Annotated in this window: 24 protein-coding genes; 11 read left to right on the forward strand and 13 right to left on the reverse strand. The window is 38.3% G+C overall.

Features of this window, described 5'->3' with window-relative positions:
• Positions 1-166 precede the first annotated feature (166 nt).
• Positions 167-1,738 carry an arylsulfatase gene (locus AVFI_RS07485; RefSeq protein ID WP_012533827.1) on the forward strand — a complete coding sequence of 524 codons (1,572 nt, stop codon included), beginning with the start codon at positions 167-169 and terminating at the stop codon, positions 1,736-1,738.
• 62 nt (positions 1,739-1,800) lie between these two features.
• Here AVFI_RS07485 and AVFI_RS07490 read toward each other — a convergent pair whose 3' ends face one another.
• Both AVFI_RS07490 and AVFI_RS07495 read right to left on the reverse strand, forming a co-directional pair.
• A complete protein-coding gene (locus AVFI_RS07490; protein ID WP_017018554.1) occupies positions 1,801-2,076 on the reverse strand; it encodes a nitrogenase-stabilizing/protective NifW family protein in 276 nt (91 codons plus the stop codon).
• A 7-nt stretch (positions 2,077-2,083) separates the two neighbouring features.
• Entirely contained in the window at positions 2,084-2,428 is a 345-nt protein-coding gene (locus AVFI_RS07495) for a hypothetical protein (protein WP_012533008.1), read from the reverse strand.
• Between the two features lie 219 nt (positions 2,429-2,647).
• Between AVFI_RS07495 and AVFI_RS07500 the strand changes: the two genes are divergently transcribed.
• Genes AVFI_RS07500 through nqrM form a run of 3 tightly spaced genes read left to right on the forward strand, consistent with a single transcriptional unit; the run spans position 2,648 to position 3,566 of the window.
• Positions 2,648-2,932 (forward strand): DUF134 domain-containing protein, encoded by a 285-nt coding sequence (locus tag AVFI_RS07500; RefSeq protein ID WP_011262024.1) that lies wholly within the window; start codon positions 2,648-2,650, stop codon positions 2,930-2,932.
• Positions 2,932-3,372, forward strand: coding sequence for a NifB/NifX family molybdenum-iron cluster-binding protein (locus tag AVFI_RS07505; RefSeq protein WP_017018552.1), 441 nt, complete (start codon positions 2,932-2,934; stop codon positions 3,370-3,372). The genes AVFI_RS07500 and AVFI_RS07505 overlap by 1 nt, the downstream gene beginning before the upstream one ends.
• The gene (gene nqrM, locus AVFI_RS07510; RefSeq protein ID WP_005419476.1) at positions 3,369-3,566 is read left to right on the forward strand and encodes a (Na+)-NQR maturation NqrM; all 198 of its coding nucleotides are present in this window, start codon (positions 3,369-3,371) and stop codon (positions 3,564-3,566) included. The genes AVFI_RS07505 and nqrM overlap by 4 nt, the downstream gene beginning before the upstream one ends.
• Positions 3,567-3,776: 210 nt before the next feature.
• Here the strand turns inward: nqrM and AVFI_RS07515 are convergent, their stop codons facing one another.
• The 10 genes from AVFI_RS07515 to AVFI_RS07560 form a co-directional block, all read right to left on the reverse strand.
• A complete protein-coding gene (locus AVFI_RS07515) occupies positions 3,777-4,121 on the reverse strand; it encodes a DUF4156 domain-containing protein (protein WP_012533310.1) in 345 nt (114 codons plus the stop codon).
• Positions 4,122-4,230: 109 nt separating this feature from the next.
• Entirely contained in the window at positions 4,231-4,683 is a 453-nt protein-coding gene (locus AVFI_RS07520) for a YccF domain-containing protein (protein WP_054775234.1), read from the reverse strand.
• A 55-nt stretch (positions 4,684-4,738) separates the two neighbouring features.
• Positions 4,739-4,900, reverse strand: a complete 162-nt coding sequence (locus AVFI_RS07525; RefSeq protein WP_011262028.1) for a hypothetical protein — start codon at positions 4,898-4,900, stop codon at positions 4,739-4,741.
• Between the two features lie 40 nt (positions 4,901-4,940).
• Positions 4,941-5,393, reverse strand: coding sequence for a hypothetical protein (locus AVFI_RS07530; protein WP_054775233.1), 453 nt, complete (start codon positions 5,391-5,393; stop codon positions 4,941-4,943).
• Positions 5,394-5,492: 99 nt separating this feature from the next.
• Complete coding sequence (locus AVFI_RS07535) at positions 5,493-6,758, reverse strand: DEAD/DEAH box helicase (protein ID WP_054775273.1); 1,266 nt, start codon at positions 6,756-6,758, stop codon at positions 5,493-5,495.
• Positions 6,759-6,906: 148 nt separating this feature from the next.
• Positions 6,907-7,326: a hypothetical protein gene (locus AVFI_RS07540; RefSeq protein ID WP_054775232.1), complete on the reverse strand. Its 420-nt coding sequence runs from the start codon at positions 7,324-7,326 to the stop codon at positions 6,907-6,909.
• 32 nt (positions 7,327-7,358) lie between these two features.
• Entirely contained in the window at positions 7,359-7,937 is a 579-nt protein-coding gene (locus tag AVFI_RS07545) for a hypothetical protein (RefSeq protein ID WP_012533556.1), read from the reverse strand.
• 179 nt (positions 7,938-8,116) lie between these two features.
• On the reverse strand, positions 8,117-8,935 hold the full coding sequence (locus AVFI_RS07550; RefSeq protein WP_054775231.1) for an alpha/beta fold hydrolase: 819 nt from the start codon (positions 8,933-8,935) through the stop codon (positions 8,117-8,119).
• 153 nt (positions 8,936-9,088) lie between these two features.
• Entirely contained in the window at positions 9,089-10,060 is a 972-nt protein-coding gene (locus AVFI_RS07555) for a hypothetical protein (protein ID WP_054775230.1), read from the reverse strand.
• Between the two features lie 41 nt (positions 10,061-10,101).
• Positions 10,102-10,530, reverse strand: a complete 429-nt coding sequence (locus AVFI_RS07560; RefSeq protein ID WP_054775229.1) for a hypothetical protein — start codon at positions 10,528-10,530, stop codon at positions 10,102-10,104.
• Between the two features lie 461 nt (positions 10,531-10,991).
• Between AVFI_RS07560 and rbsD the strand changes: the two genes are divergently transcribed.
• The 6 genes from rbsD (at position 10,992) to AVFI_RS07590 (ending at position 17,112) form a co-directional block, all read left to right on the forward strand.
• Complete coding sequence (gene rbsD, locus AVFI_RS07565; RefSeq protein ID WP_054775228.1) at positions 10,992-11,411, forward strand: D-ribose pyranase; 420 nt, start codon at positions 10,992-10,994, stop codon at positions 11,409-11,411.
• Between the two features lie 12 nt (positions 11,412-11,423).
• Positions 11,424-12,938 carry a ribose ABC transporter ATP-binding protein RbsA gene (gene rbsA, locus AVFI_RS07570; RefSeq protein ID WP_188863341.1) on the forward strand — a complete coding sequence of 505 codons (1,515 nt, stop codon included), beginning with the start codon at positions 11,424-11,426 and terminating at the stop codon, positions 12,936-12,938.
• Complete coding sequence (rbsC, locus tag AVFI_RS07575; protein ID WP_005419501.1) at positions 12,935-13,921, forward strand: ribose ABC transporter permease; 987 nt, start codon at positions 12,935-12,937, stop codon at positions 13,919-13,921. The genes rbsA and rbsC overlap by 4 nt, the downstream gene beginning before the upstream one ends.
• A gap of 131 nt (positions 13,922-14,052) precedes the next feature.
• Complete coding sequence (gene rbsB, locus AVFI_RS07580; RefSeq protein ID WP_054775227.1) at positions 14,053-14,931, forward strand: ribose ABC transporter substrate-binding protein RbsB; 879 nt, start codon at positions 14,053-14,055, stop codon at positions 14,929-14,931.
• Between the two features lie 190 nt (positions 14,932-15,121).
• A complete protein-coding gene (gene rbsK / locus AVFI_RS07585; RefSeq protein WP_054775226.1) occupies positions 15,122-16,039 on the forward strand; it encodes a ribokinase in 918 nt (305 codons plus the stop codon).
• Positions 16,040-16,104: 65 nt separating this feature from the next.
• On the forward strand, positions 16,105-17,112 hold the full coding sequence (locus AVFI_RS07590) for a substrate-binding domain-containing protein (RefSeq protein ID WP_063648804.1): 1,008 nt from the start codon (positions 16,105-16,107) through the stop codon (positions 17,110-17,112).
• Between the two features lie 88 nt (positions 17,113-17,200).
• Here AVFI_RS07590 and AVFI_RS07595 read toward each other — a convergent pair whose 3' ends face one another.
• A complete protein-coding gene (locus AVFI_RS07595; RefSeq protein ID WP_080951927.1) occupies positions 17,201-18,058 on the reverse strand; it encodes a DNA ligase in 858 nt (285 codons plus the stop codon).
• 326 nt (positions 18,059-18,384) lie between these two features.
• Between AVFI_RS07595 and AVFI_RS07600 the strand changes: the two genes are divergently transcribed.
• The gene (locus AVFI_RS07600) at positions 18,385-21,039 is read left to right on the forward strand and encodes an ExeM/NucH family extracellular endonuclease (protein WP_188863340.1); all 2,655 of its coding nucleotides are present in this window, start codon (positions 18,385-18,387) and stop codon (positions 21,037-21,039) included.
• Positions 21,040-21,046 lie beyond the last annotated feature (7 nt).

A 21,046-nucleotide genomic window follows, 5' to 3' on the forward strand; every position in this document is an offset into this window, starting at 1 on the left:
CAGTTTAGTTATGTATGAAAACATTCAAAAATACGTAAAAAACCTTTGTAATCAACAAAATAACCAACAACATAACTTTTAGTTATAAAGTCTATAAAGCGACGATTCCAAAATTGTTAATTAAAGTGAGCTCAAATTAATCACAACTACTATTTTGGAGTTATTTATGAGTAATCATTTAAGTAAGATTGCTGTTGGTGTAGGCTTACTTGCAACTTCTGGTGCTGCAATGGCAGCTGCACAACCTAACATTCTTGCTATTTTTGGTGATGATGTTGGTTATTGGAATATTAGCGCCTACAACCAAGGAATGATGGGTTATAAAACACCTAACATCGATCGTATCGCAAATGAAGGTGCATTATTCACTGATCACTATGGCCAACAATCTTGTACTGCTGGACGTGCTGCTTTCATTACAGGTCAAGAACCCTTCCGCACAGGCCTATTAACCATTGGTATGCCAGGTTCTGATCATGGTATTCCTGATTGGGCTCCAACCATTGCCGATCTACTCAAAGAACAAGGCTACATGACGGCACAATTTGGTAAAAACCACCTTGGTGACCAAGATAAACATCTTCCAACTAATCACGGTTTTGACGAATTCTTTGGCAACCTTTACCACCTAAATGCTGAAGAAGAGCCAGAAACTTACTACTACCCTAAAGATCCTGAGTTCCGTAAAAACTATGGTCCACGTGGTGTAATTAAATCTTATGCTGATGGTAAGATTGAAGATACGGGCCCAATGACTCGTAAGCGTATGGAGCACGCAGATGAAGAGTTCTTAGATTCTTCATTAGCATTTATGGAAAAAGCGGTAAAAGCAGATAAACCTTTCTTCATCTGGCATAACACAACTCGTATGCACGTTTGGACTCGTCTACAAGAAAAATACCAAGGTAAATCAGGCGTAAGTATTTATGCTGATGGTATGCTTGAACACGATGATCAAGTCGGTGTTCTACTTGATAAACTGGATGAGCTTGGTGTAGCTGATAACACGATCGTTATTTACTCAACCGATAACGGTGCAGAAACAGTAACATGGCCTGATGGCGGTGCCACACCATTCTACGGTGAAAAAGGCACAACATGGGAAGGTGGTATGCGTGTACCACAACTGGTTCGTTGGCCAGGAACCATCAAGCCAGGAACGAAAATTAATGAAATGATGGCGCACCAAGATTGGCTTCCAACCCTACTTGATGCTGCAGGTGTTCCAAACGTAAAAGAAAAACTGGCTAAAGGTTACAAAGCAAACGGTAAAGAGTTCAAAGTTCATATTGATGGTTACGATTTCAAACCATACTTTGAAGGAAAAGTAGATAAAGGCCCTCGTGAATCACTGCTTTACTTCACTGCAAATGGTGAGTTGAATGCGGTTCGCTGGCAAGATTGGAAACTGAACTTTGCGGTAATGGAAGGTAATATTTCTGATGCGGTTCGTTTATCACCAAACTGGCCTCAAATTATCCATCTACGTGCAGACCCATTTGAAAAAGCACCACATGAATCAGGTATGTACTTACGCTGGATGGCAGATAACATGTGGTTATTTGTACCAATGCAAGACGTATTAGCCGAGTTCTTTAATACTCTACCTGATTACCCAATGCAAATGAGTACTCAAATGAACCCTGCTGCTATTAGTGCACAATCACTTGGCTTAAAAGCGAAAATGCAACAGCTAGATAAGCTTCAAGCTCAAATGAATAAATTAAATACTAAATAGTAATATCTAAAACTAAAACGCCCCGAGCGAATATTCACTCGGGGCGTTTTTCTATCTGAAATCTAGCGACGCTGACAAGTTGTGCAACCACGACACGCCGAACGTGTATGTGGGTCTAGTCGCCCTCTTTGTATTTTACAATACGCATTTTTAAGTGCTCGGCGAGCTGAAAACCAATCGTCAGGTTTTGCTAAAATCAAGTTGCCATTAAAACGTTTCATTAATGGCACTCGATACTCATCAATAAACTTACTGTCGAACTCAATCTCAAAATGCTCAAGTGCTTGTTCAATCGAAGTGAAATTCGCAATCACTTGTTGGATAGTAGATTGGTTCATCGTTTTATTAATGTTTAAATGCGTTCATTTCTGCAGCACTTTTCGCTGTTAAATCGCCAGTTGGATTTAATAGATGTGGCAAAATTTTTGGTAGATTTAATACGATATCTTGATTTTCTACTGGGTAAATAATCTCGTTATACCAGCCTAATAAACCCATTGTTGCATAACCAATTGCATCATTATCTTCACGGTTTTCAATAATGATTTGTAAAAAACGTAAAATCGCTCTGTCGTTTGAACCAGCTTGATTACGAGTGTCATCAAAGATAGTTGTCGCTTCTGAAACTAAGCCTTCAAATTCAGTTTCAATCGATACTTTAAACGAACCACCATCAACAGATATTTTCATATTTTATAGCCAATTATTTATTTTAATTGTGGCGATATTAACGAATAAATTGCCTCTTGTCGCTACCCTCAGATAAGTGATTTACACAAAAATTAAAAAATGCGTTTCTATGATTGTTTTTTAATCTTCGCTGTCAAGTTCATGGCATATGCCAAAAATAATTATTGGCATATGCCAGTAATGAGCCTATACTTTCATCAAATTTAATGGAGAGCATTGATGGCTAGACCTAAAAAATGTCGTCGAATTTGTAGTAGAGCACCATATAGTTGCTTTAAACCTAATGGCGTACCAACAACAGAATTACCGCAAGTCCAATTACTTGCTGAAGAATTAGAAGCATTGCGATTGGCTGATTTTGAAGGATTAAGTCAGCAAGACGCAGCCGATCAAATGATGGTGTCACGCCAAACCTTCGGCAACATAGTGAAACAAGCAAGATTTAAAGTAAGCAGTTGTTTAGTTAATGGTCAGGCTTTAATGCTCCAAGTGGAGACTGAATAATGAAATTTGCTATTCCATACCAAAATGGTCGTATCGCAGGACACTTTTCTAAAGCAGAATCGTTTCTATTTACGGATAAAGAACATTCAGAAATAACACCAAACCCTGCACTGAATAGTACGGGCTGCGGTGGCAAAAAATCACTACTATCATTATTAAAAAGCCAACAAATTGATGCACTTGTCGTTCGTAACATTGGGCAAAAGATGCTTGGTAACTTACTTAAATCCAACATTCGAGTATTTCATGCCAAAGGCAATGTATCATTAAATCATACTGTATTTACAGATTTGCCTGAACTGACCAATGTAACTCAAGGCCGGCCTTGTAAAAATACAAAGCAAGGGTGTTGTAGTAAAAAACAAAATGTTATGACGCCAAAGTTAACAGCACCATCACGACCAAAACAAACATTCACTGTATTAGGATGTAAAGCATGAGTACCGTTTTAATTACTTTTGGCGCTTTTGTATTGGTCATTTTACTAATGGCACTAGGCGTGATTTTTGGGCGTAAAGAGATCCAAGGAAGTTGCGGAGGATTAAATAATGTTGGTGTTGATAAAGTATGTAATTGCGAAACAACTTGTGATGAACACAAGCTTTATCAAATTTCAGAACCAACGGACAAATAAAAAGTGAAACCAGTTATCTAGTTTCACTTTGCAATTTTGGTAACGTTTTATTTCGTTTCTTTTGTATTATACCAATCACAGTAAGTAAGTGATCAGAAATAGCGAAGGAAAAATGCTTGAGAACAAGGCAGAATTTTTCGATAAGTAGTTATTCTACAATCAAAAATTCTAACGTAGTTATCGAGCATTTTAACAAGCTAGAGCGAACAATTATTTACTACGATTGGTATTACATAAATAAGCGTTACCAAACATGGTCACAGAGCTTGAAAAATCTAAAGACTGGTATAGATACAATGTATCCGCCCCTAACGCTGCAGCTTTGATACGCATTTGGTTTAATGTTCCCCAAACCATATCCTTATCAGCATGTAGCCAGTAATCATAAAAATGCCCTTCTGAACCAAAAACGATTCCCAGACGTTGGCAATTCTCAACTACTTTTACTTCATCCCAAATAACGTCGACCTTTTCAGACTCTTTAGTTGGAAAAGTTACACAACCGGTTAGCAGCGTTGTTAAAGCAAACATTGAGCTAATGACACGTTTTTTCATTAAATAATCACTACAGAATAAATGTTGCGCGATTTTAGTAAAAAAAGTATTAATAGCAAGTAATAAGTAACTAGACGATAAATTAAAAATTATCCCTTAACTTATTATGTTATCGCCACTTGCTTGCTTCAGCTTCTCCATTTACACGACGAGCCGCCGCTGCCACTTCTTTATCCACGATAGTTTGACCAATAGGTGCAATTGAAATCGCCGCCAATTTTAAGTGCTGAATAGCAAACGGAATACCAATAATAGTAACAAAACACGCAACAGCAGACATTACATGACCAAGAGCCAACCAGAAGCCAGCAAAAATAAACCATAAAACATTGCCGATAAAACCTAAACTACCTGTACCAATATCTTCAGAACGCGTTAATTCATCACGGTAAATAGCTTCTTTACCAAATGGGAAGAAAGAGAATCCAGCCATAACAAAACACGCTCGCCCCCAAGGGATACCAATAATACTAATAAAGGCTAAGATCCCAAAAAAGCACCATGCTAGCCCCATAAATACGCCACCAAAAAGGAACCAAATTAAATTACCAATTGCGCTCATTTTATTTCCTTAACTACAATTCTTACTATAAATAAATGACAAATTCGTAGAGTGATTAATCACTTGCACCACATTTGGCACATTCATCATATGTTCTATCGCCTTCGCTAATAACAATATATTCTGTGACGCACTTTTCACATAACGCCAGAATAGGATAAGCTTCTTTTTGTTTTTTGGAAGACGTATTTCCTTCCGTTGTATAAAATTTTCTCATTTTGTCTCTATAATCTTTCTTGTTTCAAATAGCATGATTATCACTCTAAAATGATTTTTGCATTTTTCTCTCGGTCTTCACTTACCAAACTTTGCATTGATGGATTACTAGGGTAACTCTCACCATCAAAGCGCATTAATACACTTCCCTTTCCTTTTGACCATACAATTATATCGTTCCATCCACTCGTTTTTGTTTCAGCAATACGTATTGGTGAACCCGTTACTGTACTTTTAGATATGAATGTAAAATCCGAACCCGTATTTTGAAAAATTAATACGGTACACCCACCAGACCCACACCAATTCATTCCTTTCAACATTACAATTGCATCATCAAATCCATCTGAATTTAAATCAGCATAACCAACATCAAAATTTGGTTTATTTTCTTGAGATATTAATGACACTGCTTGATTAATGTCTGGAATCTCATGGGCTTCTTCATTACAACCAAATAAGAATAATGAAAATAGAATCCACCAGTATTTCATCTTATTCCTCTCTTATAAAAACAGAATGATTAAAACAAAAACACTCGACAAATTTTAACTGTCGAGTGTTTTTTAGATTATTCATATAACAGTATAGAGTTACCAGTTATCTTTATATTTCTTTTTGTTCTTTTTACCAGTGCCTTCAGGCTTAGCGACAGGCTTAATTGAAGCTAAAAGTGCTTCTGTGATCTCTTCATTCACTTCAAATCCTTCAACTTGCTCACGCTCAAGACGAATTTTATTTTTCTTCTCAATAATTTTAAAGTGATGGTAATCTTCATAATCAATCAAAGATAATGCTAGACCAACTTCTCCTGCACGGCCACTGCGACCAATACGGTGCATATAATCTGCTGGACTTCTTGGTAAATCAAAATTAATCACAACAGGCAGTTTTTCAATATCCAAACCACGAGCGGCAATATCTGTTGCGATCAAAACATCAATCTCACCTGCTTTAAATGCTTCAAGAACGCGAGTACGAGCACCTTGACCTTTATCACCATGGAACACTTCCGCTGCAATACCACGTTTAGCAAGCTTATCGGCTAGATGATTACACGCATTTTTAGCGTTTACAAAAATAAGCGCTTGTCGCCATTGGTTCTTTTGAATCAAATGAGCAAGAACCGATGTCTTCTCACCTTTATTCACGGTAAAGACACGTTGTACGACGGTACTTGCATCTGCGCTTTGTAATTGAATTTCTACAGGATTATTCAATAGCGCTTGAGTTAATGTTTGAACTTCTTCTGGAAACGTTGCTGAAAACAGTAATGTTTGTTTTTGCTTTGGCGCTAATGCTAATAATTCATTAAGCTCTTCAGTAAAGCCTAAGCTCAGCATTCTATCTGCTTCATCAAGCACTAGCGTTTTTACTTTATCTAGCTTAACTGCATTACTTGAAATCAAATCAAGTAAACGTCCTGGAGTCGCAACTAAAATATCTGCACCACCACGTAGTGCAAGCATTTGAGTATTTACGGATACACCACCAAAGACAGAAACGGTTTTGATTGCACCATTAAAATGCACAGCGTAAGACTTAATACTATCCGCAACTTGCTTCGCTAACTCACGAGTAGGTACTAATACTAAACCAGTAACAAAGTTCCCTTTGCTCGCTTGTGCTTTACTCGATTGAAGCTCCGCAATCTGTTGCAATAAAGGCAAAGCAAACGTTGCAGTTTTACCAGAACCTGTATTTGCTCCTGCAATCAAATCACGTCCAGCAAGCACACTTGGGATAGCTTGTGCTTGAATTGGTGTTGGCTGTTGATATTCCAACTCAGTTAAACGAGCTAAAAGAGGCGAAATAAGGCCAAGTTCTGTAAAATTGGCAGGTGCTGTCGTAGTGGTCATGTATATAAAGAACTCAAAGCTAAAAAATAGCCGATCATTTTAGCCTATTTCGGTGCGATTAAGTGAATTAATTACGTAATAAATTCAGCACTCTTAAAGATCATTAAAAGCAATTTATCTTTCACGACTGCGATATGAATCATTTCTTCTATTGTTTTTCAATAAACCATGTACCTCGGCACGGTGCATTCGTTACTTTCCATTCTCCTTCTATATGGTTATTTCTAGCTAAACCAGTGAAGCGATAGCCCCACTTTTGACTCTCTGCATACAGGGCTAACTCTCCGTTATCGGATATCCACCCTTTTAGGGTCGTATTGTTATACACCAATCTTAACGACACCTTTCCTTCTTGAATGGTACCGACAACGCTTGTTTGGCGACAAATACCATCACCACTAATATCAATACGTTTTCCGCTCCAATCACCATCAAAATCGTTTGATATATTAAATGAAGGATTATCAGGTAATGGCGTATTTAATGGTACTCTTTCCGTATTGTTCATATTAGTAGCAATAAAAACAAATAGACCAACCGCAATAACACCCAATAATCCTTTTTTCATCTTATTTCCTTATAATAAGTTCAAATAACAAACTACTCTGTTGCTTTATTATCACGTAAAGTGGCTTTTACAGGTTCGACAACAATGGTATTTATATCGATATCAGCGACATTATTTCCCACATAATTAAGATCTCGTTCATTTTTATCATGCACCATAATAGTAATGTCTCCATTACCACCACAGCGATCACCATAAATTTCACCGATGTACTTTATTTCTTTCGGTTTTAATGTAAATGATTCGGTGATCATCGGCTCATCATAACTAAAAAACGGATTCGTATTTGATAACCAGAAATCATAAGTACCCGGTTCAAGAACGGTTGAATAAACTAAGGCATATTCTGATTCAAAAAAACTATCAATATATCCATTATTTAACTGATAAACACCAATACTATCAGCGAACACAGCCGGATCTTCTGCTTTTTTTATAACGACTTGAACGGTATTAATCTTACAAGCTTCGTATGCACCAGCTGAAAAAATTAATACGGATTGATTCTCTTCTAAGTTATTTACATCAACATCATAAACCGTTGGCAACGTGGTCGCACAACCAGTCAATACGCTTAATGCAGTACCGATAAATAATGCTTTCGTTTTCATTTTTCATCCCTGTATAAACAATATATTCACTAACTAAAACTAAGTTTATATAGGTATTTTTACTTCATCATCACTGTTTTTATTTCTGATAATAAATTTGCCAAGTCACTCTAATAACTTGGCATTGAATATAAAAAAATGAGAGTCACTCGATATATCAGTTAAATTCGCCGTAATATTTATTCTAAACAACAAATAAAAGTATCGACTTCTTGGTAAAATAAAGCAGCATTATTTTGAACCCAATGATTTTCATCTTGAAATGGTTTATTTTCTAATGACGTAATAAATTTTAATGCGTCTCCACATCCTTCAAGGCTAGCCGTTCCCCAATAATAGCATTTAGGTAAACGTAAACTTTCATAAATTTGTCCCCATTGAACAACACCTCTTGAATCAAGCGTTTTATGCTGTTCGTATATTTCACTGGCCGTTTCACCTAATACAATTGGAGAACAGCGTCTCAATGACGATAAGTATTTAACTCCAGCACTGTGTCCCCAAGATAAAGAGAATTGTTCTGCAAAACCGCTTCCATGTACCCATGATTTGAACTCAGATTTATCACTGCTACGATATTTATCAGAGATAATTTTAGACAAAATAATGCTTTCTTCATGTAGTCCACCTTCAGCATTAATGAAGCCACCAATTCTATTCTGATCATCAAGGTGACACACTAGCGTACCAATATCGCCCCCCCAAGAGTGACCAATAAGAATACATTGCTTTACCTCTAGTAAATCAAGCGCTTTTAATACTCGTAGAGCTTGAAATTCTGTCGTGTGTGAAATTTTTGATGCAGGAGAATACCCATATCCACACATATCAAACATGACTAAATTATATTGAGACAGATAATCCAGCGCATCAACAAAACAGAGGTGAGACTCTCCTAAGCCATGAATAAATACAACTGTTTTCTTAGCTGGTTCAAATTGAGTTGATAAGCAATATAATTGATCACCATCGATATCTAACCATTGTTCATTTAACATGTAATCCCTCAACCTTACAATTAATACACCTATTGATACTATACCAAATCAATAAATAATTTAAATCATAAAAGAGCAAATCTAAAGACAGATTATGAACAATAATGCATCTATTTATCAATATTTAATACTAAGTATTACAACCCTACAGATCTAAAATTGACTGTTTTCAAAACGATATTTAAGATCGATAGCCAGGTTGCTTGGTAACGTAAGTTTGACATCAAGCGCGTTAGGTAATCTGTCACCATCCGTATTTTGATAGTTATATTCATACTGAGTGATATTATCACCGCTTGTTTCTTTGAGGTATTTAATCGGAAAGAAAGCAAGCCCAAAAAAGTCCATATCAACTTTCCACTCTTTTATTGGGTCTACATAATGTACACCGTATATCAATGAACCATCATCTATGTATTCTAATTCCACTACTCTTACCAAGTTACCTTGTTTTTCATGGGTTGCTTTTTTAATTTCACCATTATCATAATAGTCTAATTTCAGAGTATTTCTATCCAAAACGGTATGGCTCAATTTCTTAATCTCTTTCACTCTTTTTAGTCGTCCATCAGAGTAATAAGAATAACGGTAAACAAGTTTCAATTTATCTAAACGGTTATCTGATTTTTGAATACGTTTAATTAAATGTCCTTCATCACTGTATTCATATTTAATAGTATACGTTTCCTCTGGTAACCCCTCTAAATTGGAAACATGATCGTTAAACACCTTCTTACGCTCAATACTAACAACCCTTTTGTCATTAATTTCTTTGTATTCATATTCAGAAATAAAATTTTGTTTGGTATGTTTAATATGAGAATCAGGATTATTAGGTTGCATCAAAGCCTTCGCTACTTTTACAGTCCCATCGGGGTTATATTCGTAGTTAAAAATACTGTCTAAATACTTACGTTGAGTGACTTTATTTTGTTCATTATAGAGATACTCTCCAACAATACTTTCCTTTTCTTTAAGGATTTTAACGAAGGTGTTTAGCCGTAAATTATTTGCTATTACTGAATTTTGATCGACATAATCTTCAAAAACAGAATAACGTTCATAAGCATAAAGTTGAGGACTTATTATTAAAGCGATAGCGGTAACCGCACATTTTATATTCACAATTATTTACTCTTAATTAATAGTTAATACGAAGGAATGATTTAGTGTACAGTCACTGTATAAGTAAGCATGTTCTGTCTACCTATAGGTTCATTCACTCCCGATATCTGAGTAAATATTGCCATACCATAAGTATTTGTTAAGCACTTAAAAAGTACAGAATGAGAAGGTTTAGTTAAGGGGAATTGCTCATCTCCAAAATAAATCCCAATACCATTATCTTTGTCTAATACCTTATAAGTATAACTACCATTAAAAGGACCTAATTCTCTATTAAGAAATTCAGTCATATATTTTTTATTAGAATACGTTACTTTAACAATAGCACCGGCATTAGAATTTAAAGCAGAGTAAGTAGGATCAACGACATTAATAAATGTCATATTCTCTAAGGTGTCAGGAACCGAACAATTTGCAAAAGTGAATCCTGAAAATGTCATTAGTAACATCGTAATGTGTTTTTTTAGCATAAAATTATTCCCTTTAATATTTTATAATAATCCGCCCCAGCATGGGAACGATACCAATAGGAATATATATCATTTATATGCTTTACAACTATAGTGTATGTCTATAATTGCTGTGAGACATTTGCTATATTTATGATAAGTGTCAACTATTACAAAAAACTAATGGCTAATCAGTTAAATTGAAACTCTCCCTTCTCTATTTATCATGAGAATTTAAATGAAAGGCTTTGTGTTAAAAATAATTTAAGTCTTACCAAGGTTGAATAATAAAAATTTGCGCTAGATCTCTTATTCAGTCTTTCATCAATTAGATTCCTGCGTTTGATCACACTTAGTTACATTCCTAGATGCAATGAGTCAATTCTTGCTCTAAATTCATCATCGAAACGTTTACGCAAACGTTTCGATGGGCATAAAATAGACAATAACCGCTCATTGCATTTTTAACTTAAGGTGTCCTCATGAAAAAAAATACGCTGCTAAATTCTGAATTGTCATACGTTATCGCAACACTTGGTCATACTGATGAGATCACCATTTGTGATGCTGGCCTTCCTATTCCTGACGCTTCACAACGTATTGACCTTGCTCTAATTCGAGGCATACCGACCTTTATAGACACCGTAAAAGCAACACTTGCTGAAATGCAAATCGAAGGAGTAATTGTTGCCGAAGAATTTAAAACTGTTAGCCCACAAATGCACGATGAGCTAATGACACTCATTGCAGCCGAAGAAGCGCAATGTGGTAAATCAATCACTGTTTCTTACATTCCTCATGAAGAATTCAAAATTCATACTCGCGAGAGTAAAGCGATTATTCGCACAGGTGAATGTACCCCTTATGCCAATGTGATTTTCCAATCTGGCGTTGTTTTTTAAGTAGGATACGTTATGACTCAAGCTATCTTAGAATTAAACGGCATTGAGAAAGCCTTCCCCGGAGTGAAAGCTCTGAATGGTGCTTGTCTTAATGTCTATCCCGGCAAAGTCATGGCCCTGATGGGTGAAAATGGCGCGGGTAAATCAACCTTAATGAAGTCACTAACGGGCATCTACGCAATGGATGCTGGCGAAATCCGCTATGAAGGCAAAGCGGTTAACTTTAATGGACCTAAACACTCTCAAGAATCAGGTATCAGCATTATTCACCAAGAGTTGAATCTTATTCCTGAATTGACCATTGCAGAAAACATCTTCTTAGGCCGTGAAAAAACCAATGCGTTTGGTGGGATCAAATGGTCTGAAATGTACAAAGATGCCGATGTCCTACTTAAACGTTTGAATGTAAAACACCACTCTCGCCAGCTATTAGGTGAACTGAGTTTAGGTGAACAACAAATGGTTGAGATTGCTAAGGCACTGTCGTTCAAATCCAAAGTTATCATCATGGATGAACCGACAGATGCGTTAACGGATACCGAAACTGAATCGCTATTTAAAGTGATTAACGAACTGCGTGATGAAGGTTGTGGCATTGTTTATATCTCACACCGCTTAAAAGAGATCTTCGAGATTTGTGATGACATCACAGTACTGCGTGATGGTAAATTCATTGGCGAGCGTGTGGTTGCGGATATCGATGAAGACACACTAATTGAAATGATGGTAGGCCGTCGTCTTGATGAGCAATACCCGCGTATTGATGTTCAACATGGTGAGAAGTCGCTAGAGCTGTTCGATGTATCAGGTCCTGGTGTTCATAATGTTAGCTTCTCATTAGATCGTGGGGAAATCCTTGGGATCTCAGGTTTGATGGGTGCTGGCCGTACTGAATTAATGAAAATCATCTACGGTGCACTACCAATGACTTGTGGTGCTATCAAACTAAACAACAAAATGATTAATCCTATTTCACCACGTGATGGATTAGCAAACGGCATTGCCTACATCTCAGAAGACCGTAAAGGTGATGGTCTGGTTCTTGGATTGTCGGTTAAAGAGAACATGTCGATTTGTTCTTTAGATCAATTATCGAAAGGCATTCAATTAGATCATTATGCGGAAGTCACCGCGGTTGAAGACTTTATTCGTTTATTCAACATTAAGACCCCTACTCGTGATCAAATCATTGGTAATTTATCTGGTGGTAATCAACAAAAAGTAGCCATTGCTAAAGGATTAATGACTCGTCCAAAAGTATTGATTTTAGATGAACCGACACGTGGCGTTGATGTTGGTGCGAAAAAAGAGATCTACCAATTAATTAACCAATTTAAAACGGAAGGCATGAGCATCATTTTAGTCTCATCCGAAATGCCTGAAGTTCTAGGAATGAGTGACCGCATCTTAGTTATGCATGAAGGCCGTATTAGTGGCGAATTCATGGCAAAAGATGCCGACCAAGAAAAATTATTGGCTTGTGCAGTAGGTAAAACTGTTGAGCAAAATGTAGAGGTAACAGCATGAGCACTAAATCAATGACTTCAACTGAAACGCAACAAAAGAAAGGCGGCATTTTTTCTAAAGAATGGCTGATTGAGCAAAAATCATTAATCGCGCTATTACTTTTGATTGTCGTGGTTTCCTTTTTGAACGACAACTTTTTTACTGTCGACAACATCCTAAACATCCTGCGTCAAACCTCAGTTAACGCGATTATTGCGGTAGGTATGACGTTAGTTATCTTAACGGCAGGTATCGACTTAAGCGTTGGTTCTGTATTAGCCCTTTGTGGTGCCTTTGCTGCAACCATGATTGGCCTTGAAATTCCGGTAATGATTGCGGTTCCAACGGCGCTACTTGCAGGTGCTGCTTTAGGTGCAATCAGCGGTATTATTATCGCAAAAGGTAAAGTTCAAGCATTCATTGCAACGCTAGTAACCATGACGTTATTACGTGGTGTGACAATGGTTTACACAGAAGGTCGCCCTATCTCTACTGGTTTTACTGATGTTGCTGACAGCTTTGCATGGTTCGGTACAGGTTACGCGCTTGGCATCCCCGTTCCTATCTGGTTAATGGTTATCGTGTTTGCATCTGTATGGTACTTACTAAATCACACACGCTTTGGTCGCTACGTTTATGCTCTAGGTGGCAATGAATCAGCAACTCGCTTATCTGGTATCAATGTGGATCGCGTTAAGATCGGTGTTTACGCTATCTGTGGTCTACTTGCGGCACTGGCTGGCTTAATCGTAACATCTCGTCTTTCTTCAGCTCAACCAACAGCAGGTATGGGCTATGAGCTAGACGCAATCGCAGCGGTTGTACTTGGTGGTACAAGCCTAGCAGGTGGTAAAGGTCGCATCATGGGTACATTAATTGGTGCGCTTATCATCGGCTTCTTAAACAACGCTCTGAACTTATTAGATGTTTCTTCTTACTACCAAATGATTGCCAAAGCTGTGGTTATCTTACTGGCAGTATTAGTGGACAATAAAAACAAGTAACACCTTATTATTTATACAATAACTTATTACGAATACCCCTATAAATTCGTTTGCTGTTAACACAAAAATAGGCACAACCAGACGTACCATGTTTGACTTGTGCCGCCCTACACCCTTATAAGGAATATAGAATGAAAAAGTTAGCAACCCTAATCTCTGCAGCCCTACTTTCAACCTCTTTCGCATCAACAGCGGCAGCTCAAGATACGATGGCAATGGTCGTTTCAACATTGAATAACCCATTTTTTGTGACCATGAAAGAAGGCGCTGAAGCAAAGGCAAAAGACCTAGGCTACAAACTGATTGTTCTTGATTCTCAAAACGATCCAAGTAAAGAACTTTCAAACATTGAAGATCTTACGGTTCGTGGCGTAAAAGCAATTCTTATCAACCCAACTGATTCTGATGCTGTTTCAAATGCGATTCGTATGGCTAACCGCTCTGGTATTCCTGTATTAACGCTTGACCGTGGTGCAAGCCGTGGTGAAGTAGTTAGTCACATTGCATCTGATAACATTGCTGGTGGTGAGATGGCAGGTAAATTCATCATGGAAAAAGTGGGCGAAAAAGCACGCGTTATCCAACTTGAAGGCATCGCTGGTACCTCTGCTGCACGTGAGCGTGGTGAAGGTTTCATGAAAACAGTAGATAATGGTGATCTGACTCTACTTGGTAGCCAACCTGCTGATTTTGACCGTACTAAAGGTCTTAACGTAATGGAAAACATGATTGCAGCAAACCCTGATGTTCAAGCGGTATTTGCTCAAAATGATGAAATGGCGTTAGGTGCTCTACGTGCAGTTCAAGCATCAGGTAAAGACGTATTAATCGTCGGTTTTGATGGCACAGAAGATGGGATTGCAGCGGTTAACCGTGGTCTACTTGGCGCAACTATCGCACAGCAACCAGACCTAATTGGTGCACTTGGTGTAGAAACAGCAGCTAAAGTTCTTAAAGGTGAAAAGGTTGAGAAATTCATCCCTGTTGACCTAAAAGTTATTACAAAGTAATCAGCTTATAAAGTAATAAAACGGAGCATTGATACGCTCACAACAACCAGTATCAGTGCTCCCTCTTTTCAAACATTAGAACCCTATAAAACCTATCGTTAAATGAACGAGTTAATCAATAAACTGATCGCCCATTTACCCATAAGTTTTAAGACCACATTCCGGTCACAGATAAGAAACAAGGCACATTATGAATAAATTAGTTGTTTTAGGTAGCGTAAACGCAGACCACGTTCTTCAAGTTGCTTCATTCCCTCGCCCAGGCGAGACGTTACACGGTCACAGCTATTCCGTTATTCCTGGTGGCAAAGGCGCAAACCAAGCGGTTGCGGCGGCACGTTTAGGTGCTGATATCGCATTTATCGCAAGCGTGGGTGATGACAGTTTTGGCCACCAGATGATTGAAGCTTTTCAGTTTGATGGCATTAATACCGAAGCGGTCATGATAGAAGAAAATACACCAACCGGCATTGCGATGATCCAAGTGGCTGCAACTGGCGAAAACAGCATTTGTATTTCAGCAGAAGCAAATGCGCGTTTAACGGCAGATCGTATTGCGCCTCATCACGGATTAATCGAAGCCGCTGATACCCTATTAATGCAACTTGAAACGCCTATTGAAACCATAGAAATAGCAGCACAAGTGGCCAAAGCAGCAGGTACTAAAGTGGTATTAAACCCAGCCCCTGCGCATCAATTAAGTGATGACTTATTACAACTTGTTGATATCATTACACCAAACGAAACAGAAGCCGAACTATTAACTGGCATTCAAGTCACGGATATGGCGAGCGCTCAACAAGCGGCTGATGCACTTCATGCAAAAGGCATCGAAACCGTAATGATCACCCTTGGCAGCAAAGGAGTTTGGATAAGCCAAAATGGTTCTGGTCGCCAAGTTGAAGGTTTCAAAGTGCAAGCGACAGATACAACAGGCGCAGGAGATACTTTCAACGGTGCATTCTTAACTGGATTACAATCAGGCCGTAAATTGGATGATGCTATCAAGTTTGCTCACGCTGCTGCCGCAATATCTGTAACTCGAATGGGTGCTCAAACGTCAATACCTTCAATCACTGAAGTCGAACGTTTTCTCTTAGAGCATTGATAATTAAATATCGTTGCCTGTATTTGTATTTAATGTAGGCAACGATATAAACAAGGATTGAATTTATGGCAACAATCAAAGATGTAGCCAAACATGCAAGTGTCTCAACCTCAACAGTAAGTCATGTTTTAAATAAAACTCGATTTGTTAGCGAAGACATTTCAGAACGTGTCATGGCCGCAGTAGCAGAACTAAACTATGCCCCTTCTGCCCTCGCCCGCAGTTTAAAAGTCAATCATACAAAAACCTTTGGCATGTTAGTGACAACCTCAACGAACCCATTTTTTGGTGAAGTGGTAAAAGGGGTAGAACGTCGCTGCTATGAAAAAGGCTATAACCTCATCTTATGTAATACCGAAGGTGACGCCGAACGTGTTCATTCAAGCTTAGATACCTTGCTACAAAAGCGTGTCGATGGTTTATTGCTGATGTGTACCGAGATAGAAAATCAAGTGCTTGAGCTCTTTTCTCGTTATCAACCAGTTCCTACCGTTGTAATGGATTGGGGATTGATTGATTTTCCAAGCGACAAAATTCAAGACAACTCGCACCACGGTGGCTATCTAGCAACAAAACACCTTATTGAACAAGGTCACACTGAAATTGGTTGTTTAACTGGCCCTCTTAACAAACTGCAAGCGCAACAGCGTTTAAGTGGTTTTGTGCAAGCAATGGAAGAATCCGGATTAGAAATCAATAAAAACTGGATTGCATCGGGCAATTTTGAATGCGAAGGCGGTGAAGCGGCTTTCAACGAAATTCATGCTAAAGGCAAACTACCAACGGCATTATTTGTTTGTAATGACATGATGGCAATGGGAATGATCAATTGCGCAAGCAAAAAAGGCATTTCAGTTCCTAGTGACATTTCAATTGTTGGTTACGATGACATTAAAATGGCTAAATACATCACGCCATCACTTACTACCATTCATCAACCAAAACACCGATTAGGCCAACAAGCGGTCGATTCACTACTAGAAAAAATAGCAACAAAATCAGAAACGAATCGAGTTTTTCAGCTAGAGCCTACACTCATGGTTCGAGACAGCGTAAAAACGCTATCAAATTAGAGCCACCACTGAATACAAAGTAAAACCGATCAAAGAGTCTCTTATCATATTCCTTTCTAATGGAAAATAATAAGAGACTCTTTCTATTCTAATAATGCTTTCTTACTGCAACGTATCGCGCAAATCTTGGGATTCCGTTATCCGTATAACCGTTATAACGATAAGTCACCGTAGAACCCAATTTAGGTGGGTTTTCTCTCACTTCCACACTCAAACCGCTGCCAACTTTAAATTCTTTTCCATTTGGCATACGTAAAATCATTGCGCCCACCATACCGCGAAACTTACCTTTCCCATCGGTATAGCCGATCACAATGGCTTCATTGTCTTGGTGTTTTTTCACTTTAATTAAATCGTCACTGCGTCCGGGTCTATAAACTTCGCTGACCTTTCTTAGCATCACCCCTTCACCATTACGTGCAGAGATATCATCTAATGCTTCTAATAGAGAGTCTTCATTACTGATAGGATAATGTTCAACCAATTTTAAGTGCGGGTGATCGAGCTTTTTAACTATGGTTGATAGCTCATAATATCGTTTAGGAAACATACCGGCAGAGCTAGGTAAATCGAATGCCATGAAGCGAATTTTTTTCCATAGCTCGTCATCTGGTTGACTGTCTAACACTGTCTTTGCAACTTGCTGAAAACCTCCTCTTCCAGCCCATAACTCTCCATCAATCTTATGATCGGGTAATGGATCAGTAAACCAATCTGGTGCATATATCGTGTGGCCTGTTCGTGTTATTAACTTTTCCCCTGTCCATAATGCTCGAATACCATCTAACTTCTCACTTGCCCAATACCCTTCAATATCCATTCCTTTTTCGTATTGAGTAGCAAGAACTACATCTATTGATGCAGTATTTGGTTCATCATGTGAATATGTGGGGAGTGGGGTTAACCCAAGCGCAACCAAGGCTGCAAGTAGCTTTATTTTCATCATCCTGACCTATTATCACTATTCCTTTATTTCATGATTACATAAGCTCGTGAACAACTAACGAAAAAATTGAACAAACATCACTCTATTTCGATCCATCTCCAGAAACAATGAAATGCGAGAACTATCACTTTCACTGTTTAAATATCCACTATTACCATAATTGTTATTTCATTGAGCTCTGCCAGATTTGCGACTTACCAAAAAGATCAATATCTCACTCTTAATGCAAAAGTAATGTTTGTGACACATCAATATGAGATGTTTATTTATAGATAATTCTAATATCTATAAATAATTCATATAACTCAACTATGGAAAGTAGTGAAATGAAAACAACACAAATAAAAACCTCTCTTGCTATGGCGATTGGCTTGGCGCTATCTGGCAACGCTTCTGCTGACATCATCATCTCTCAATACGTGGAAGGTGGAAGTTACAACAAATCATTGGAGATCAGTAACACCTCTGATAGTCCAGTTTCCCTTTCAGGTTATGTACTTAAATCTAAATACAACGGCCTCAATGAATGGAAAAACGATTTAGATTTATCGTCTATTACTCTTGATGCCAAAAGTGTTTATGTCATCTCTAATGGCCGATCATCCGACCCTATCAAAGCCGTTACCGACAGCATTGAAAGCATTGTAAATCACAACGGTGATGAAACTTACATGCTATTTAAAGATGGTGTAGAGCATGATCGCATAGGCATTGATGGCGATGTAGATTGGGGGAAAGATAAGAGTTTTGTTCGTGCTGATTTAACCCCAAGCACAACGTTTGATGCCAACATGTGGATTGAAAAACCAAAAGACAACATTGACGGATTAGGGGCATATCAAGAAGGCGTCACACCACCTCCGGCATTTGCATGTCAAACAGAATCAGGTGCAACACCCGTATTTACAGAAATAAACCAAATTCAAGGAACCGGAGACAAATCCCCTCTTATCTCTAGCGGCTTTATTTCAGATGATGAGTATTTTGTTCAAGGTGTTGTTACCGCTCGTGGCGAAAGCTTACTAAAAGGATTTTATTTACAAGGTCTCAACGATGATTTTGCTCCTAACAGCTCAGAAGGCATATTTGTTAGCACAGGAAGTGCGCCATCGTTAGAAATTCAACCCGGCGCATTAGTGTGTGTAAAAGCTAAAGTTCAAGAATATTACGGTCAAACGCAATTAAAACCTGATACCAATAACTTCTTAGTTCAAGGCCACCAAGCCCCTGTATCCGTTACTGAGCTAACCATTAATGAAAACGAAACGCTTGCGCAAGCCCTTGAGCGTCATGAAGGGATGCAGGTTAAACTCACTTCGCACTCAGATTTACGTATCACACGTAATTTCAGCTTTGACTACGCAAGTAAACGCAACAACATGGTACTTTCTCATGGTGAACCACTATTCAAACCTACACAGCTCTTTGCTGCAGAAAGCCCTGAAGCCATTCAACTTGCTGAAGAGAATGCAAAACGCCAAATCACCATAGAGTCTGATAATAAAGCACCTAATGGAGAAGTGCCTTATTTCCCTGATTTTGCGACCGATTCCAATCAAGATGGTAGCGCAGATTCATACTTACGTCTTGGTGCTCGCATTGAAGGTTTAGAAGGGGTTATCGCCTACTCTTACGGCCAATACCGCCTTGTTACCACCAATACCATTTCACAAGAAAATATCATCACTCAAGCTTTCGATGAAGATGGTGAAGCCTTATTTAATGTAGAGCGTACTGACGAACCGAATGTTGACGATGCTGATCTCACCATTACTAGTTTTAACGTATTAAACTACTTCACATCCGTTGCTGCTGGTGGCGATGCCAACCCAACAGGTCAAAACCGTGGTGCAACAAGTGCTGATGACTTTGCGATTCAACAGGCTAAAATCCTCTCGGCATTAGTGGCTATTGATGCTGACATTATTGGTTTAATGGAAGTTGAAAATAACGGTTTTGGCGAAAACAGTGCCATTAACGATCTAACCACTGCATTAAATGCTCAATTTGAAGACGAAGAAGATCACTACAAATACGTAGAGATAAAAAACAAAGACAAATACCAAGGGGAATACCTAGGCTCTGATGCCATTATGGTTGCCCTTCTTTACCGCCCTAGTGAAGTCAAACTCAAAGGCAAAGCACGTGTAATTAAAACACCAGAACAACACATTGCTGAAAATACCATTACTCGTGACAACAACGGGACCATTGAATTTAACCCAGCTTATGACAAATACCAACGTCATAGCCTAGTTCAAAAATTCATGGTGAAAGACGCTAAAGAGCCATTAACCGTTGTTGTTAATCACTTAAAATCAAAAGGCTCTGAGTGTATTGAGCAATGGCAAAACTTTGAAGAAGATAAAGATCCATCAGATCTACAAGGTAACTGTAACCGCTTTAGAGTATCAGCAGCAAAAGCCATTGGTGATGAGCTAGAAAGCGTAAAAGGCGATGTGTTAATTCTTGGCGATATGAATGCTTATGGCATGGAAGATCCACTATTAACCCTTACGGATTACAGCCAAGAGAAATATAACCGTGACATCTTTACCGCTTCTTACACCACATTAGGCACAGATAAAGATGGTAAACCCCTGCCTTATGAAACAACAGGCGGTCAGATCTCTCAAGGTTACGGTTACATTAACTTAAATACCTTACTGCATGGAACGGATACTTTCTCTTACACTTACTCAGGTGAATTAGGGAACCTTGACCACGCTTTAGCGAATAAGTCTCTAGCAAAACGTGTTGCAGAAATCGAAGATTGGCACATTAACGCTGCTGAAAGTAACTTATTTGAATACAGTCCAAAATACACGGGAGACATGGTGAAATACAATGACATGTATTCAGCATCTGATCATGACCCAATTGTGATCACACTTGATTATGAGAAAGGCGCATCATTTAACTTCTTTGCGTTAGCTTCTTTATTAGGCTTTGGTTTCTTGCGCAGAAAACTACGTAAATAACCGTTAT

This window comes from Aliivibrio fischeri ATCC 7744 = JCM 18803 = DSM 507 (genome assembly GCF_023983475.1).
Taxonomy (GTDB): domain Bacteria; phylum Pseudomonadota; class Gammaproteobacteria; order Enterobacterales; family Vibrionaceae; genus Aliivibrio; species Aliivibrio fischeri.